Source organism: Streptomyces sp. NPDC002619, assembly GCF_042889305.1.
In the GTDB taxonomy this organism is placed as follows: domain Bacteria; phylum Actinomycetota; class Actinomycetes; order Streptomycetales; family Streptomycetaceae; genus Streptomyces.
On the sequence record NZ_JBIAQV010000001.1, the window covers coordinates 719,929 to 735,121 of the forward strand.

Consider the following 15,193-nt stretch of genomic DNA (forward strand, 5'->3'; position numbering starts at 1 on the left):
GGTCAGTTCACCCCTCCTGTTCGGATCATGCCCAAGAACGGAGATACTAGAGGCGGGCATCGACGACGCCGCGTTTCCGCGCGCCCAGGCGGCGGGCCTGAGGAGGCCCGCCAGCGCCCTATCGAGGAGGAACGACAGCGTGACCTACGTCATTGCGCAGCCTTGTGTCGACGTCAAGGACAAGGCGTGCATCGAGGAGTGTCCGGTCGACTGCATCTACGAGGGCCAGCGGTCCTTGTACATCCACCCGGACGAATGCGTCGACTGTGGTGCCTGTGAGCCGGTCTGCCCGGTCGAGGCGATCTTCTACGAGGACGACACTCCGGAGGAGTGGAAGGACTACTACAAGGCGAACGTCGAGTTCTTCGACGAACTCGGCTCTCCCGGCGGCGCCAGCAAGCTCGGCTTGATCGAGCGTGACCACCCGTTCATCGCCGCGCTCCCGCCGCAGGCCGAGTAACCCTCAAGCGGCCCGCGTACTCGTGCCGCCTCGGTCCCGTGCGGCCTGATCGCCCCCCGATCACGGCCGCACGGGACCGAGGCGTTTGCCGTACTGACGAAAGTGAGCCAGATTCCCGTGTCCGCAGTCTCCGACCCCCCGCCCGTCGCCCGCCACCACCCTTCCAATGAGTCGCTTCGCGACCGCCTTCCGATCTTCCCCTGGGACAAGCTGGAGCCGTACAAGAAGACGGCCGCAGCGCACCCGGACGGCATCGTCGACCTCTCCGTCGGCACCCCCGTCGACCCGGTCCCCGAGCTGATCCAGAAGGCCCTGATCGACGCGGCCGACTCCCCGGGCTACCCGACGGTCTGGGGCACCCCGGCGCTGCGCGACGCGATCACGGGCTGGCTGGAGCGCCGTCTGGGCGCCCGCGGGGTCACCCACCACCACGTTCTGCCGATCGTCGGCTCCAAGGAACTCGTCGCCTGGCTCCCCACCCAGCTCGGCCTCGGCCCCGGCGACAGGGTCGCGTACCCGCGCCTGGCCTACCCGACGTACGAGGTCGGCGCCCGCCTGGCCCGCGCCGAGTACGAGGTCTACGACGATCCGACGGCCCTGGACCCGGCGAACCTGAAGCTGCTCTGGCTGAACTCCCCCTCAAACCCGACGGGCAAGGTGCTGAGCACGGAGGAGCTGAAGCGGACCGTGGCCTGGGCCCGCGAGCACGACGTCCTGCTCTTCTCCGACGAGTGCTACCTCGAACTGGGCTGGGAGGCCGACCCGGTCTCGGTCCTGCACCCCGATGTGAACGGCGGCTCGTACGACGGCATCGTCGCGGTCCACTCCCTCTCGAAGCGCTCCAACCTCGCGGGCTACCGCGCGGCCTTCCTCGCGGGCGACCCGGCGGTCCTGGGCCCTCTCCTGGAGATCCGCAAGCACGGCGGCATGATGACGTCGGCACCCACTCAGGCGGCGGTCGTCGCGGCCCTGTCCGACGACACCCACGTCCGCGAACAGCGCGAACGCTACGCGACCCGCCGCACCGCCCTGCGCGAGGCCCTCCTCGCCCACGGCTTCCGCATCGAACACAGCGAGGCCAGCCTCTACCTCTGGGCAACCCGAGACGAGTCCTGCTGGACCACGGTCTCCCACCTGGCCGACCGAGGAATCCTGGTCGCCCCGGGCGACTTCTACGGCACGGCAGGCGAAAAGTTCGTACGGGTGGCCCTGACGGCAACGGACGAACGGGTGGCGGCAGCGGTAAAGCGGCTGACCAAGTAGTCACAGCGTCGGCCATGAGCCTTGTGCCGGGCACCGGAGAACACCGGCGCCCCCTGCCGATGACGAGCACACAAGAACGGGGTCCAGGGAACCCCCTGGACCCCGCCACCGGCCAAAGCCAGGCGCTAGCCGAGCGGCAGACCCTTGAGCGGCAGCGACGACGTCGGCAGTCCGCCCTTCGTGAGGGAATCCGTCGGCAGTCCGCCCTTCGTCACCGAACCGGCCGCGTCCCCGAGGATGCCCGCGGCAGACCCGGCCGCCGCGCCCGCGGCCTTCTGTGCCGCGGGCGCCGCCTTCTTCACGGCCTTGCTGCCGGTCTTGCCCGCGGCCGGTACGGCCTTCTCGACCGCCTTGCTGCCGGTGTCACCGGCGACCTCGGTGACGTGCTGCGCCGCGCCGTCGACGGTATTGCCGACGCTCGCCGTGTCCAGGGCGGTCAGCCCGTCGAGGTTCGGGGTGGCCGGGAGGCTCGGCGCAGCGCCGGCGGAGCCGGCCGCACCGACCCCGGCGGCCGCTCCCGCTGCGACGAGCAGCGCGGCACGGGCGATCCGGCGGGTCAGGGGGAGGGACATGATGCTCCATTCGACGGGAGAACGATGAGATCGATAAGAACGGTGAACTGTCCTGCTGCGCCCGGCAGTTGATCCTCACGTCGTGATCGTCCGGGCTCGGACGCACTGACTACCGCTCGAAGCCCGGGAAGGTTGCGGAGCCCAAAGGTAAAGAATTGATAACGCATCGCATTATCGGGTGTGGATAAAAACGGGCAAAGGGCGCCCGGAGTGAGCAGCTGCAGGATCCTTACGCCCCTGTGTTTCCAAGGGCTTTCGCGATCACGAGAGTGACCGCACGAAAACCTGCGCACCCCAGGCCAAGACCTACCCGCCGTAACTCCTGAGGGCGACCCCTCGTACTACTGCCCGGTCACGATCCGGACGGACCCCGCCGACTTCTCCGCACCGTCCGCGCCCGCCCCGGCGCTGCTGCGCCACGCGCTGTCCGTGCTCCCGGCGGCCCACTCCCGCCCGGCGTACACCACCTGCCGGATGTGCAGCGCCGCGGAGTTGGCGACCGCCCAGTGCGCCAGCTGCCAACCGCGCTCCCGCTCACTGCGTCCGGCCGCGTCGGCCTTTGCGTCGTCCGGAACCGGTACCGTCACGGTCCGCCCCCGTGCCTCGGCGGTCACGCTCGGCGTGGGCGTCGGCGTCGGCGCGCCGCCCACCTCCGCACCGGCCTCCTGGAGCGCGTCGCGCCCGAAGTCCCGTACCAGCGCGGCCCGTACGGCGTCCGGACCGGTGGCCGTCACCGCGGCCTCGGCGCTCGTGCCGGTGCCGGTGTCGGCGGAGGTTGCCGTCTCGGTCCTCGGGCGACCTTCGCAGGTCAGCGACGCCGCCGTACGCCCGGTCAGTGCCGCGGCCAGCAGCTCGGCGTCCGGCTCGTGCTTGGCGTACGCCTCCGGATAGCCGCTGCGCTGCACGCGCTGCGCGGCGACAGTCAGAGGGAGGTCCTTGTAGTCCGGCACCTTGGTCAGGTGCTCGTAGAAGATGCCCGCCGCGTACGTCGGGTCCATGATCTGCTTCTCGGTGCCCCAGCCCTGCGAGGGCCGTTGCTGGAACAGGCCCAGCGAGTCCCGGTCGCCGTGCTCTATGTTGCGCAGTCCCGACTCCTGCAGCGCGGTCGCCAGCGCGATGGTCACGGCCCGCTGCGGCATGCCACGCCCGGTGCCGACGGCGGCGATCGTCGCCGCGTTCACCGCCTGCTCCGGCGTGAACTCGTACGCCTTCCCGTCGGCTCTGCCGGAGACCACCTTGCAGCCCGGAGCGCTCGTTCCTCCCGTGACGTACTGCACCACGAGATAGCCCGCGAGGGCGAACAGGACCACGAGGGCCGCGCCGAAACGGAAGAGACGGCCTCGACGACGCTTGGGAGAGGTGGGGGACGGCTCTGGCACGCGTACAAGGTACTGGAGGCGCCTGAGTCGTCTGCGGCGGGTGTGCCGCCCGGTACGCAGCCGGTGTGCGGGGCTGGCGCGTTAGGGTCGGGACCATGGCCGACACCACGCTTGACCTCACGCTGGACGCCGCCGCGCTCACCGCGCAGCTCGTCGACTTCCCCTCGGAGAGCGGCACGGAGAAGCCGCTCTCGGACGCCATCGAGGCCGCCCTGCGCGCCCTGCCGCACCTCGCCGTCGACCGGTTCGGCAACAACGTGATCGCCCGGACGAACCTCGGCCGGTCGGAGCGGGTGATCCTGGCCGGTCACATCGACACGGTCCCCATCGCCGACAACGTCCCCTCACGGCTGGACGAGGACGGCGTCCTGTGGGGCTGCGGCACCTGCGACATGAAGTCGGGCGCCGCGGTGCAGCTGCGCATCGCGGCGACGGTCCCCGCCCCCAATCGCGACCTGACCTTCGTCTTCTACGACAACGAGGAGGTCGCGGCGGAGCTGAACGGCCTCAAGCACGTCGCCGAGGCCCACCCGGATTGGCTGGAGGGCGACTTCGCGGTGCTCCTCGAGCCCTCGGACGGCGAGGTCGAGGGCGGCTGCCAGGGCACGCTGCGCGTGCTGCTGAAGACCACGGGCGAGCGTGCCCACTCGGCGCGCAGCTGGATGGGCGCGAACGCGATCCACGCGGCGGCCCCCATTCTGGCCCGTCTTGCCGCCTACGAGCCGCGCTACCCCGTGATCGACGGCCTGGAGTACCGCGAGGGCCTGAACGCGGTCGGCGTCGGCGGAGGGGTCGCGGGCAACGTCATCCCCGACGAGTGCGTCGTGACGGTCAACTTCCGCTATGCGCCAGACCGCACCGAGGACGAGGCGATCGCCCATGTCCGGGAGGTCTTCGCGGACTGCGGGGTGGAGGAGTTCGTGGTGGACGACCACAGCGGCGGAGCGCTCCCGGGCCTGTCGCACCCGGCCGCGGCGGCGTTCATCGAGGCGGTCGGGGGCACCCCGCAGCCGAAGTACGGCTGGACGGACGTCTCCCGTTTCGCGTCCCTGGGAATCCCCGCGGTCAACTACGGCCCCGGCAACCCGCACTTGGCGCACAAGCGGGACGAACGGGTAGAAACCGGAAAGATCCTGGCGGGCGAGGAACGCCTGCGCGCGTGGCTGACAAGCTGAGCCGTGGACGGGGGGAGCGTGCTCCATTGCGGACACGCCCAGGTCCCCCGCCCGTAACCGGCGTCGATCTACGCTGACCCGGAACGTCCTGCAAGTGGAGGGAGCGCACATGGCTACTGGCAACCCCGAGGGCAAGAAGCAGCCTCCGGAGGAGCAGCGGCTGGGACCGGTCCTCCGCCGGCGCGGCCAGGTGACGGCCAGCACGACGGACCAGCGGCTGCTGGACGCGGGCGGCCCCTCGGACTGGGTCCACACGGACCCCTGGCGCGTACTGCGCATCCAGTCGGAGTTCATCGAGGGCTTCGGCACGCTGGCCGAACTCCCGCCCGCGATCAGTGTGTTCGGCTCGGCGCGTACGGCTGTGCACTCACCGGAGTACGACACCGGCGTGCGGCTCGGCCGCGGTCTGGTGGAAGCGGGCTGGGCGGTCATCACGGGCGGCGGCCCGGGTGCGATGGAGGCGGCCAACAGGGGCGCGCTGGAGGCGGGCGGCCTCTCGGTCGGCCTCGGCATCGAGCTCCCCTTCGAGCAGGGCCTCAACCCCTACGTCGACATCGGCCTCAACTTCCGCTACTTCTTCGTCCGCAAGATGATGTTCGTGAAGTACGCGCAGGGCTTCGTGGTGCTCCCCGGCGGCCTGGGCACCCTTGACGAACTCTTCGAGGCCCTCACCCTGGTCCAGACCCAGAAGGTCACCCGCTTCCCGATCGTCCTCTTCGGCAGCGAGTACTGGGGCGGCCTGGTCACCTGGCTGAAGAACACCCTGGTGGCCACGGGCAAGGCTTCGGAAAAGGACCTCCTCCTGTTCCACGTCACGGACGACGTGGCGGAGGCGGTGGCCCTGGTCTCCAAGGAGGCGGCACGCTAGCGCTGGGCTTCGGCGGACGGTCCCGGGGAGGGCGCCGCCGGCTGCCCCGCCCCGGATCGCCCTGAACGGCCTCGTCCGCAAACGACGGACGGCCTGATTTCCGCGCGCCGGGGCGGAGAGCCCCAGCGCGGGTCGCGGGGTGCCCCGGAGCCCTCAGAGCGGGTCGGGTCGGGCCTCGAGCACATGCGGGGCGAGGCCCGACAAGGCTGCGGGGCGCTGCACACCGAGGCGCGGACCGCGGAGCTTGCTGAGGCGCAGGGCGGAGCCCCGCGAGGGGTGCAGGGGACCGAGTCCCCGCCGGGGTCGGGGGCGGAGCCCCAGGCCTGGGGACCTTTGCAGCCCATCGAGTCGGGTGGGCGGGCGAGAGGGGTGTAGGGGACGGAGTCCCCAGCGGGGTGCGGGGTGGAGTTTCGGGCCTGGGGACCTTTGCAGCCCATCGAGTCGGGTGGGCGGGCGAGAGGGGTGCAGGGGGCGGAGTCCCCGCCGGGGGCCGGGGCGGAGCCCCGGGGTGCGGGAACTTTGCAGCCCACCGAGTCGGGTGGGCAGGAGGGGGCCTAGGCCAAGCCCCGGCGTCCTACCGCCGGTGCTCGCCATCCCGCGATCGACGCCACCATGTCCAGTACCTGTCGCGTCTCCGCAACCTCGTGCACCCGGTACACCCGCGCCCCCAGCCACGCCGACACCGCCGTCGTCGCCAGCGTTCCGACCACCCGCTCCTTGACCGGGCGGTCCAACGTCTCACCGACGAAGTCCTTGTTGGACAAGGACACCAGCACCGGCCAACCCGTGGCCACCATCTCGTCCAGCCGTCGCGTCGCCTCCAGGCTGTGCCGCGTGTTCTTGCCGAAGTCGTGCCCGGGATCGATCAGCACCGACTCCCGGGGCACCCCGAGCGCGACCGCCCGCTCGGCCAGTCCCACGGTCACCCGAAGAATGTCGGCCATGACATCGTCGTACGACACCCGATGCGGCCGTGTCCGCGGCTGAGCCCCACCGGCGTGTGTGCACACCAGACCCACCCCGTACCGCGCCGCGACCTCCGCCAGTCCGGGGTCCACCCCACCCCACGCGTCGTTCAGCAGATCCGCCCCCGCCTCGCACACGGCCTCCCCGACCTCGGCCCGCCAGGTGTCGACGCTGATGACCACGTCGGGAAACCGCCGCCGCACCTCGGCGACGAACCCCACCGTCCGCCGTACCTCCTCCGCCGCGGAGACATCTTCCCCCGGTCCGGCCTTGACCCCGCCGATGTCGATGATCGCGGCCCCCTCGGCCACCGCCTGTTCCACGCGCGCGAGGGCCGGCTCGTCGCGGAACGTGGCGCCCTGGTCGTAGAAGGAGTCCGGGGTCCGGTTCACGATCGCCATGATCACCTGCTCGTGCGGCCCGAATTCCCGCCTGCCCAGCCTGAGCATCCGCTGTGACCTCTCCTCGTACGTCCCGGCTTTCGACCGCCTGCGACCCTAACTGTCAGCGTCGCATGGCACGATCGGACCCAGACACATTCGACAACGAGTACCGACTAGTACCTCGAGCGTGGGGACCCAGCGATGGTTATGTTCTTGTTCCTGGTCGTCGCGCTGGCCGTCGTGGTCGCCGCGGTGACTCTCGCCGTGGTGGGCGGCGGCGAGAGCGCGCCCCTCCCGGAGGCGGCGCCGGAGCGGCTGCGGGACCAACTGCCCCTGGACCGGCCGGTCGGCCAGGCGGACGTGGAGAGCCTCCGCTTCCCGCTCGCCGCCCGCGGCTACCGCATGGCGGACGTGGACGACGCCCTCGGCCGCCTCGGAGCGGAACTCGCCGAGCGGGACGCCCGTATCGCCGACCTGGAATCCGCTCTGGCCGGAGCCCGGGCCGCCGCGCACACCGCGCACCCGCGGTACGACACACCCGCCCAGCCCCGCTACGACACGCCGACGCGCCCCCGCTTCGACAAGCCCGCGCATCCGGAGGACCACCAGTGAGCGACGGCGCCGCGATCGCCGGGCCGGACGGCGCGCTGCGCTGCCCGTGGGCGCTGTCCACCGAGGACTACGTGGCGTACCACGACGAGGAGTGGGGCCGCCCGGTCCATGGCGATGACGCCCTCTTCGAGCGGCTCAGCCTGGAGGCGTTCCAGTCGGGCCTGTCGTGGATCACGATCCTGCGCCGCCGCCCGGGCTTCCGTACGGCCTTCGCTGACTTCCGGATCGAGAAGGTCGCGGCCTTCACCGACGACGACCGCGAACGCCTCCTCGCCGACGCCGGCATCATCCGCAACCGCGCGAAGATCGACGCGACGCTCGCCAACGCCCGCGTGCTCGCCGACTGGGACGCCGGCGAGCTGGACGACCTGATCTGGTCCCACGCCCCGGACCCGGCGGCCCGCCCGGCCCCCGAGACCGTCTCCGACGTCCCCGCGGTCACCCCGGAGTCGACGGCCCTGTCGAAGGCCCTCAAGAAGCGGGGCCTGCGCTTCGTGGGCCCGACGACGGCGTACGCGCTGATGCAGGCGTGCGGGCTGGTCGACGACCACCTGGTGGCCTGCGTCAGCCGGTACACCCCGCCCGCACCCTGACGCCTAGGGCCTGTCCGGCGGATCATGCCACAGGCGCGGGGCCTGGCACGCACATCTGCGGCGTTGTCGTCGGTTGCCGACGCTCCGCGTCGACGCCCTCCTCCGCCTTGCAGCTGCACGCACCAGGCCCCGCTCACCTGGGCTGATTTGGCACCGTCGCTTCTCTGCGACCTGATCCGCCGGACAGGCCCTAGCGGCCCAGATACTTCGGCCTCTCCTTGTTCACGAACGCCTGCACCGCGATCGCGTGGTCCTCGGACCGACCCGCCCGCGACTGGAGCTCCTCCTCCTTGTCGAGCGTCTCGTCCAGGGTGTGCGTCAGCCCGTAGGCCACCGCCTCCTTGATCGCGGCGTACGCCACCGTCGGTCCCTCGGCGAGCTTCCGCGCGACCTTCTCGGCCTCGGCGTGCAGCTCGGCGGCGGGTACGACCCGGCCCGCGATGCCCAGCTCATAGGCGTCCTGCGCGCTGATGCTGCGCGGGAAGAGCAGCAGGTCGGCCGCGCGCGCCGGCCCGACGACACGCGGGAGCGTCCACGAGATCCCGGAGTCGGCGGTCAGCGCGACTCCTGCGAAGGAGGTGTTGAAGGACGCCGTGTCCGCCACCACCCGGTAGTCCGCCGCGAGCGCGAAGCCGAAGCCGGCCCCGGCGGCGACCCCGTTCACGGCGGCGACGACCGGCTTGGCCGCCCCGGCGATGGCCCGCACGATCGGGTTGTAGTGCTCCCGCACCGTGCTCATCGTCTGCCCGGACCCGGTCTCCCGGTCGGCCGCGAGCAGCCCGATGTGCTCCTTGAGGTCCTGGCCCACGCAGAACGCCCGGTCCCCGGCCGCGGTCAGCAGCACGGCCCGTACGGCGTCGTCCTCGGCGGCGGTTCGTACCGCGTCACGCAGGGCGACCTTGGTCGCGACGTTCAGCGCGTTCATCGCCTCGGGGCGGTTCAGCGTGATCGTCGCGAGCCCGTCGCTCACCTCGTAGAGCACGGTGTCGGCCATGGCGCATCCCCTCAGTGTCGCGGCTCCGGCGTACCGCTCGGTACGCCGTTGTCTGACGCACAGCATGGCGGAGATCTCCGTCCAAGCGCCGGACCTGACGTGTGACCTGCGTCAAAGAATTTTCGTCCGGATCAGGTCGGGAGACGTCCGTGCGGCGGCGCAGTATCGCAGTCACATCGCCGAATTGAGTGGTTTTGCTCGCGCGCGTTGCCCAAGCGATGCCGACTGATGTTGGTCATCGGGTCCTGAGATGCGGGATAATGGCTTGGAAGCAATGTGTTCGATGCCGGTGACGCGTGTCCCATGTCGGTCCGCGCGTGCCCTCCAGGGCCGTCGGCTTTGACGATGAGCTGGTTTCAGGAAGGGGAACGAGCATGGCGGCCATGAAGCCGCGGACGGGCGATGGCCCGCTCGAGGTGACCAAGGAGGGGCGGGGCATCGTCATGCGCGTTCCGCTCGAAGGCGGCGGTCGGCTCGTCGTCGAGCTGACCCCTGACGAGGCCGAAGCGCTCGGCGACGCCCTCAAGAAGGTCGTCGTCTGACGCGCAAGCGACCCATATCCTTTCGTCTGCCCCCGGTACCGCACGCGGTGCCGGGGCAGACGTTTTCGCAGGCGTACGTACGGGAAAGCGGCTGCGGCAACGGGTCAGCGCTTGACCGCGCAGAGCAGCCCGTCGCCCACCGGCAGCAGTGACGGCATCAGCTCCTGGTTCTCGCGCATCGTGCGCAGCAGCTCCCGCAGCCGCAGCACTTCGGTGGGCTGGGGGCCCGAGTCGACGGTACGGCCGTTGGCGAAGACGCCCTCGAAGACCACCAGGCCGCCGGGCCGTAGCAGGCGCAACGATTCAGCTAGGTAGTCGAGGTACTCCAGCCGGTCGCCGTCGCAGAAGACGAGGTCGTAGCCCGCGTCCGCGAGCCGCGGCAGTACGTCCAGGGCGCGGCCCGGGATGAAACGGGCCCGGTTGCTGGCGAATCCGCAGGCGCGGAAGGCCTGCCGCGCGAACTGCTGGTGCTCCGGTTCGGGGTCCACGGTGGTCAGTACCCCGTCCGGCCGCATGCCGGCCAGCAGATGCATCCCGGAGATGCCACAGCCGGTGCCGATCTCTGCCACCGCCTTCGCGTCCACCGAGGCGGCCAGCAACCGCAGTGCGGCGCCCGTGCTGGGCGACACCGAGCGCAGCCCTGCCTCCCGGGCCCGGTCACGGGCCCAGCGCAGCGCGTCGTCCTCGGCGACAAAGGCGTCGGCGAACGCCCAGCTCGTCTGCCGGTTGCCGGTAATGACCCTCTCCTGTCCCCGTGGTTGCCTGGGCGTGACTGTATCCGTTGCCCCCGGGAACCCGCAGATGGGACCGGGCGTTAAAAGGGATGAGCCGGTGGTGGGGGGACGTGACGGGGGGTAAGAGATGGACGGGGACGCCGAGCAAGTGCTGACGCAGCCGCATGAGCCGTGCCAGCCCAGATCAAATTCTCGTAAAACCGCTTATCCGGAGCTAACGGGCGAGGTGGCTATGGTAGGGGCTCCACTGGACACCACCAGAGCCGACAGGGGAGGTGCGGCTGCACCTGTGGATCGGGGAGGAGTGCTGCGGCGCTTTCTCGGGTCGGCAGGCAGGCCGAGATCCGTGAACGACACCGCTGCTGACCACAGCCTCGCCGCGGGCGAGGCCCAGACCGCGACCTTTGCCACCGACGCGGACGGGCAGGCGTGGACTCCGCCCACGTGGGAGGAGATCGTCAGCATGCACAGCGGTCGCGTCTACCGCCTGGCGTACCGCCTCACGGGCAACCAGCACGACGCCGAGGACCTCACCCAGGAGGTCTTCGTCCGGGTCTTCCGCTCCCTGTCGACGTACACGCCCGGCACCTTCGAGGGCTGGCTGCACCGCATCACCACCAACCTCTTCCTGGACATGGTCCGGCGCAAGCAGCGCATCCGCTTCGACGCGCTGGGCGAGGACGCGGCCGAGCGACTGCCCAGCCGCGAGCCCACGCCCCAGCAGGCGTTCAACGACGCGCACTTCGACGCGGACGTCCAGCAGGCCCTCGACACCCTCGCGCCCGAGTTCCGCGCAGCGGTCGTCCTGTGCGACATCGAAGGACTGTCGTACGAGGAGATCGCCGCGACGCTCGGCGTGAAGCTCGGCACGGTCCGCTCCCGTATCCACCGCGGCCGCTCCCAGCTCCGCAAGGCCCTCGCCCACCGGTCCCCGCAGGCCCGGGAGGCCGAGCGCCGCTCCTTCGTGGCCCGTGTTCCCGCTCTGGGAGGAGGGGGCGCGACCGCGTGAGTGGATCACGGCCGAAACCTGCAGGGGTACCCCTCGCAGAGCAGCACCTGGGAGACCGGCTCTCCGCCCTGGTGGATGGAGAGCTCGGTCATGAGGCGCGCGACCGCGTCCTGGCCCACCTGGTGACCTGTGCCAGGTGCAAGGCCGAGGCCGACGCCCAGCGCCGGCTGAAGAACGTCTTCGCGGAGGCGGCGCCCCCGCCTCCCTCCGAGAGCTTCCTGGCCCGTCTCCAGGGGCTCCCCGGGGGAGGTGACCCCGACAGCGGTGACTCCCCACTGGGTGGCGGAGGCTTCCTCGGCGGGGGCACCGACGGCGTCTTCGACGTGAGCCGGGAGGACCGGTTCGAGTTCGGGTACGTGCCTGCCCCCCCGCACGGGTCGCCCGCGTCCGCGGACCGTGGCTTCCGCATCCACCCCGTCGGCCGTCCCGACGCCGACCGGGCCGCCTCGCGCGGAATGCGGTTCGCGTTCGTCGCCGCCGGGGCGGTGTCGCTGGCCGCGGTCGCCCTGGGCGGCGTGACGACGGGCATCCCCGGTGACTCCGCCGCGGACGCCCGGGGCGGCTCCGGCACGGGCAGCAATGTGACCCCGGCGCGTACGGCGGGCGGGCCGACGGCGCCCGAGACACAGCGCCGCCGCTCGGTCGGGCCGCTGCTGGCGCAGGGCTCGCCGCTCGGCGCGACACCGGCGGCGCCGACCTCGGTCTCCGCGCCGCTGCTGCCCGGGGTGCCCGCCCCGGCAAGCGGACAGGGCGGAGACATCATGCATACGCTGACCACGCCGGTGATGGCCGGTGCGGCAGCCATGTCGCCGCTGATACGTCCGCTCAGTACGGTCCCGCCGATCGCCCTGACCGCCTGGACCACGGCTCCCCAGGCCCCCGGTCCCGGTCTGCTCGCCGCACCCGTCCCCGACTCGGCCTCCGTGCCCTCCCCGTCGTCCGCGACCTCGCTCTCCTCCCGCCCGGCTCCCTGACCGGTCTCTGCGCGGCCGCCCGCGAACCTGATTGAATCCGGTGAGGGCCGTGCCCGTGACGGAGATCCGGGGCGCGGAGGAGACGAACCGTGGCCACCGCTGACGCGCCGGGCCGCGGCCGGCCGTGGGGAGAGCATGAACGAGGGCAACCCGACGCAGTCCGCCAAACCGTCCAAGGGCAGGTGGTGGAGTCGGCCTCGAATCGACGCCGGGCTTGTGTCGGGCGAGGTGCCTGACGGGCAGTCCGAGGAGCGCGCTCCGGGCTCGACGGGTTCGTCCGTGGACGCGGGGGCCGATGGTGGTCAGGGTGACTTCGAGTTGGCTCGGCCCGTGGCGGTGCGCGGTGGTGGTGTGGAGACGGCAGAGGGGGACGGGGACTTCGAGTTGGCTCGGCCCCTGCCGACGCGGGGTGGTGCCGACGTCGGGTACGAGGGCGACTTCGAACTGGCGGAACCCGCGGCCGAGCCCGTGACCGACGCGCCCGTCCCCGTCGTACCGTCGGCGGACAGCCCCAAGCCTCTGCACGACCCCGACCCGTACAGCACCCCGCCGTACGGCGAGCCAGGCCCCTGGGCCCCCGCCCCACCGGTCCAGCACCCGGCGGCCACTCCGGCACACGGCACGACGATCCCGGCGCCGGCGCCGGCGCCGGCGCCGGACCCGGTTCCGACACCGCCCCGGGCCGCGCCACCCACCTCAGCCATCCCCACACCCACCCCCGACCCATGGCGCCGCTACGACCCCTGGGCCGCCCCCGCCACCCCGCTTCAGCAGAACGGTGCCGCCGTTCTCACCGTGAAGCAGCGGCGACGGCGTGCCTGGAAGGTGGTCCTTGGAGGGGCCCTGGTGGTCGCGCTGGTGTCCGGGACCGCCGGCGGGGTCCTGGGGGCCTATCTCGAGCGGAACGGCGGTGTGCGGGACGTACAGCTGCCACAGGCCGGGAAGGAGCCCGCCGACCGGCCCGCCGACAGCGTGGCGGGGATCGCCGCCCGTGCCCTGCCCGGCGTCGTCACGCTGCATGTGACCGGCAGCAGCGAGGAGGGCACCGGCACCGGATTCGTCCTCGACGCCCGCGGCCACATCCTCACCAACAACCACGTCGTCGAGCCCGCGGGACCGGGCGGCGACATCACCGTGACGTTCAGCAGCGGCGACACCGCCAAGGCCGAGGTGGTCGGCCGGGACAGCGGTTACGACCTCGCCGTCGTCCGGGTCCGCGGCGTGCACGGGCTCAGCCCCCTGCCCCTCGGCAACTCCGACAACGTCCAGGTGGGCGACCCCGTCGTGGCCATCGGCGCCCCCTTCGACCTCGCCAACACCGTCACCTCCGGCATCATCAGCGCCAAGGAACGGCCCATCACCGCCGGCGGCGAGAGCGGGGACGGGAGCGACGTGTCGTACGTGGACGCGTTGCAGACCGACGCCCCGATCAACCCCGGCAACTCCGGCGGCCCGCTGCTCGACGCCAAGGCTCGTGTCATCGGCATCAACTCCGCCATCCGCTCCGCCGACGACGGGTCCGACGGCTCCGACGGCGAGAGCGGCCAGGCCGGATCCGTCGGGCTCGGCTTCGCGATACCCGTGAACCAGGCCAAGCGCGTCGCCGAGGAACTGATCAACGAGGGGAAGGCGACCCACCCGGTGATCGGGCTCACTCTCGACATGAGCTACACCGGCGACGGCGCCCGCATCGGTACCGAGGGCGGCGACGGCGGACCCGCTGTCACCAAGGGCGGTCCCGGCGCCCGGGCCGGTCTCGAACCCGGCGACGTCATCACCGAGGTCGACGGCCGGCGCGTCCACTCGGGCGAGGAGCTGATCGTCAGGACCCGCGCCCACCGCCCCGGCGACCGTCTGGACCTGACCGTGAAACGCGACGGCCACGAGAAGCGGATCTCACTCGTGCTCGGCTCGTCGAACCGGAACTGATGGGAACTATTGACCGGAACTGACGGAAACCTCACCTCGGGACAGTACCGGTCGGACCGGAACGCCGGGTACCGTGGACCCGGCCCGGACCACGGAAACACCCGCACCAGACATCGCCGAGGGCCGAGGACCGAGGACATCGCAAGGAGCTTCAGGTGTTCAATGACATAGGACCGCTCGAGCTGGTGACGATCGTCGTGCTCGCCGTGCTCGTCTTCGGTCCGGACAAGCTCCCGAAGGTCATCCAGGACGTGATGCGCACGATCCGTAAGATCCGTGAGTTCTCGGAGAGTGCCAAGAACGACATCCGCCAGGAACTGGGCCCGGAGTTCAAGGACTTCGAGTTCGAGGACCTCAACCCCAAGACGTTCATGCGCAAGCAGCTGGACAACGACGAACTGGGGCTGAAGGAGATCCGCAACGGCTTCGACCTGAAGAAGGAGATGGCCGAGGTCACCGACGCGGTCCACAGCCGCGACAACGAGGCCTCGTCGTCGTCCTCCGCCTCGGGTGGCCGTATCGACATGACCAAGAAGCCCGAGGACCCCGGAACGGACGAGCGTCCGCCGTTCGACGCCGACGCGACCTGATTCTGGTACCCCCTCGGGCCCCCGTACGTCCCTGAACTGCACGTCCCGGCGCGCTCTCGCGCCGGGACGTGACGCGTTTCATACGGCGTACGCGTCGCGTGCTGCCGGAACGGGCCGTTCGTACGGGCACACGTACCAGGCGGATTCCCG

The 15,193-nt window shown here is 71.3% G+C and carries 16 protein-coding genes; 11 read left to right on the forward strand and 5 right to left on the reverse strand.

Features of this window, described 5'->3' with window-relative positions; genetic code table 11:
- Positions 1-139 precede the first annotated feature (139 nt).
- Positions 140-460 carry a ferredoxin gene (gene fdxA, locus ACFYXB_RS03530; RefSeq protein WP_030929316.1) on the forward strand — a complete coding sequence of 107 codons (321 nt, stop codon included), beginning with the start codon at positions 140-142 and terminating at the stop codon, positions 458-460.
- A gap of 111 nt (positions 461-571) precedes the next feature.
- Positions 572-1,723 (forward strand): bifunctional succinyldiaminopimelate transaminase/glutamate-prephenate aminotransferase, encoded by a 1,152-nt coding sequence (locus ACFYXB_RS03535; RefSeq protein WP_389577450.1) that lies wholly within the window; start codon positions 572-574, stop codon positions 1,721-1,723.
- Positions 1,724-1,848: 125 nt separating this feature from the next.
- On the opposite strand, the gene ACFYXB_RS03540 is transcribed toward ACFYXB_RS03535, so the two are convergent.
- Together ACFYXB_RS03540 and ACFYXB_RS03545 are read right to left on the reverse strand one after the other, a co-directional pair.
- Positions 1,849-2,295: an ATP-binding protein gene (locus ACFYXB_RS03540; RefSeq protein WP_389577245.1), complete on the reverse strand. Its 447-nt coding sequence runs from the start codon at positions 2,293-2,295 to the stop codon at positions 1,849-1,851.
- A gap of 341 nt (positions 2,296-2,636) precedes the next feature.
- On the reverse strand, positions 2,637-3,674 hold the full coding sequence (locus tag ACFYXB_RS03545) for a heavy metal transporter (RefSeq protein ID WP_389577247.1): 1,038 nt from the start codon (positions 3,672-3,674) through the stop codon (positions 2,637-2,639).
- Between the two features lie 95 nt (positions 3,675-3,769).
- On the opposite strand from ACFYXB_RS03545, the gene dapE reads away from it, so the two are divergent.
- A complete protein-coding gene (dapE, locus tag ACFYXB_RS03550) occupies positions 3,770-4,849 on the forward strand; it encodes a succinyl-diaminopimelate desuccinylase (RefSeq protein WP_389577249.1) in 1,080 nt (359 codons plus the stop codon).
- A gap of 109 nt (positions 4,850-4,958) precedes the next feature.
- Positions 4,959-5,717, forward strand: a complete 759-nt coding sequence (locus ACFYXB_RS03555) for a TIGR00730 family Rossman fold protein (protein ID WP_389577251.1) — start codon at positions 4,959-4,961, stop codon at positions 5,715-5,717.
- A gap of 554 nt (positions 5,718-6,271) precedes the next feature.
- Here ACFYXB_RS03555 and folP read toward each other — a convergent pair.
- Positions 6,272-7,132, reverse strand: coding sequence for a dihydropteroate synthase (gene folP / locus ACFYXB_RS03560; protein ID WP_389577253.1), 861 nt, complete (start codon positions 7,130-7,132; stop codon positions 6,272-6,274).
- Between the two features lie 135 nt (positions 7,133-7,267).
- Between folP and ACFYXB_RS03565 the strand changes: the two genes are divergently transcribed.
- Together ACFYXB_RS03565 and ACFYXB_RS03570 are read left to right on the forward strand one after the other, a co-directional pair.
- Positions 7,268-7,678: a DivIVA domain-containing protein gene (locus ACFYXB_RS03565; RefSeq protein WP_389577254.1), complete on the forward strand. Its 411-nt coding sequence runs from the start codon at positions 7,268-7,270 to the stop codon at positions 7,676-7,678.
- Positions 7,675-8,271: a DNA-3-methyladenine glycosylase I gene (locus ACFYXB_RS03570; protein WP_389577256.1), complete on the forward strand. Its 597-nt coding sequence runs from the start codon at positions 7,675-7,677 to the stop codon at positions 8,269-8,271. The genes ACFYXB_RS03565 and ACFYXB_RS03570 overlap by 4 nt, the downstream gene beginning before the upstream one ends.
- Before the next feature lie 190 nt (positions 8,272-8,461).
- Here the strand turns inward: ACFYXB_RS03570 and ACFYXB_RS03575 are convergent, their stop codons facing one another.
- A complete protein-coding gene (locus ACFYXB_RS03575; protein WP_389577258.1) occupies positions 8,462-9,265 on the reverse strand; it encodes an enoyl-CoA hydratase-related protein in 804 nt (267 codons plus the stop codon).
- 374 nt (positions 9,266-9,639) lie between these two features.
- On the opposite strand from ACFYXB_RS03575, the gene ACFYXB_RS03580 reads away from it, so the two are divergent.
- Positions 9,640-9,807, forward strand: coding sequence for a DUF3117 domain-containing protein (locus ACFYXB_RS03580; RefSeq protein ID WP_018544333.1), 168 nt, complete (start codon positions 9,640-9,642; stop codon positions 9,805-9,807).
- A 104-nt stretch (positions 9,808-9,911) separates the two neighbouring features.
- On the opposite strand, the gene ACFYXB_RS03585 is transcribed toward ACFYXB_RS03580, so the two are convergent.
- Positions 9,912-10,610 carry an O-methyltransferase gene (locus ACFYXB_RS03585; protein WP_389577452.1) on the reverse strand — a complete coding sequence of 233 codons (699 nt, stop codon included), beginning with the start codon at positions 10,608-10,610 and terminating at the stop codon, positions 9,912-9,914.
- A 235-nt stretch (positions 10,611-10,845) separates the two neighbouring features.
- Here ACFYXB_RS03585 and sigE point away from each other — a divergent pair, with 235 nt between their 5' ends.
- From sigE to ACFYXB_RS03605, 4 genes are all read left to right on the forward strand, one after another.
- Entirely contained in the window at positions 10,846-11,550 is a 705-nt protein-coding gene (gene sigE, locus ACFYXB_RS03590) for an RNA polymerase sigma factor SigE (protein ID WP_351344470.1), read from the forward strand.
- Positions 11,547-12,524 carry a zf-HC2 domain-containing protein gene (locus tag ACFYXB_RS03595; protein WP_389577260.1) on the forward strand — a complete coding sequence of 326 codons (978 nt, stop codon included), beginning with the start codon at positions 11,547-11,549 and terminating at the stop codon, positions 12,522-12,524. The genes sigE and ACFYXB_RS03595 overlap by 4 nt, the downstream gene beginning before the upstream one ends.
- A gap of 135 nt (positions 12,525-12,659) precedes the next feature.
- A complete protein-coding gene (locus ACFYXB_RS03600) occupies positions 12,660-14,453 on the forward strand; it encodes a trypsin-like peptidase domain-containing protein (protein WP_389577262.1) in 1,794 nt (597 codons plus the stop codon).
- Positions 14,454-14,608: 155 nt separating this feature from the next.
- A complete protein-coding gene (locus ACFYXB_RS03605) occupies positions 14,609-15,043 on the forward strand; it encodes a sec-independent translocase (protein ID WP_389577264.1) in 435 nt (144 codons plus the stop codon).
- Positions 15,044-15,193 lie beyond the last annotated feature (150 nt).

Bases quoted from the DNA above. Each gene is read 5' to 3' on its own strand.
- ACFYXB_RS03555 (WP_389577251.1), top strand. From the start codon at position 4,959: ATGGCTACTGGCAACCCCGAGGGCAAGAAGCAGCCTCCGGAGGAGCAG.
- folP (WP_389577253.1), bottom strand. From the start codon at position 7,132: ATGCTCAGGCTGGGCAGGCGGGAATTCGGGCCGCACGAGCAGGTGATC.
- ACFYXB_RS03575 (WP_389577258.1), bottom strand. From the start codon at position 9,265: ATGGCCGACACCGTGCTCTACGAGGTGAGCGACGGGCTCGCGACGATC.
- dapE (WP_389577249.1), top strand. From the start codon at position 3,770: ATGGCCGACACCACGCTTGACCTCACGCTGGACGCCGCCGCGCTCACC.
- ACFYXB_RS03565 (WP_389577254.1), top strand. From the start codon at position 7,268: ATGGTTATGTTCTTGTTCCTGGTCGTCGCGCTGGCCGTCGTGGTCGCC.
- ACFYXB_RS03580 (WP_018544333.1), top strand. From the start codon at position 9,640: ATGGCGGCCATGAAGCCGCGGACGGGCGATGGCCCGCTCGAGGTGACC.
- ACFYXB_RS03600 (WP_389577262.1), top strand. From the start codon at position 12,660: ATGAACGAGGGCAACCCGACGCAGTCCGCCAAACCGTCCAAGGGCAGG.
- ACFYXB_RS03540 (WP_389577245.1), bottom strand. From the start codon at position 2,295: ATGTCCCTCCCCCTGACCCGCCGGATCGCCCGTGCCGCGCTGCTCGTC.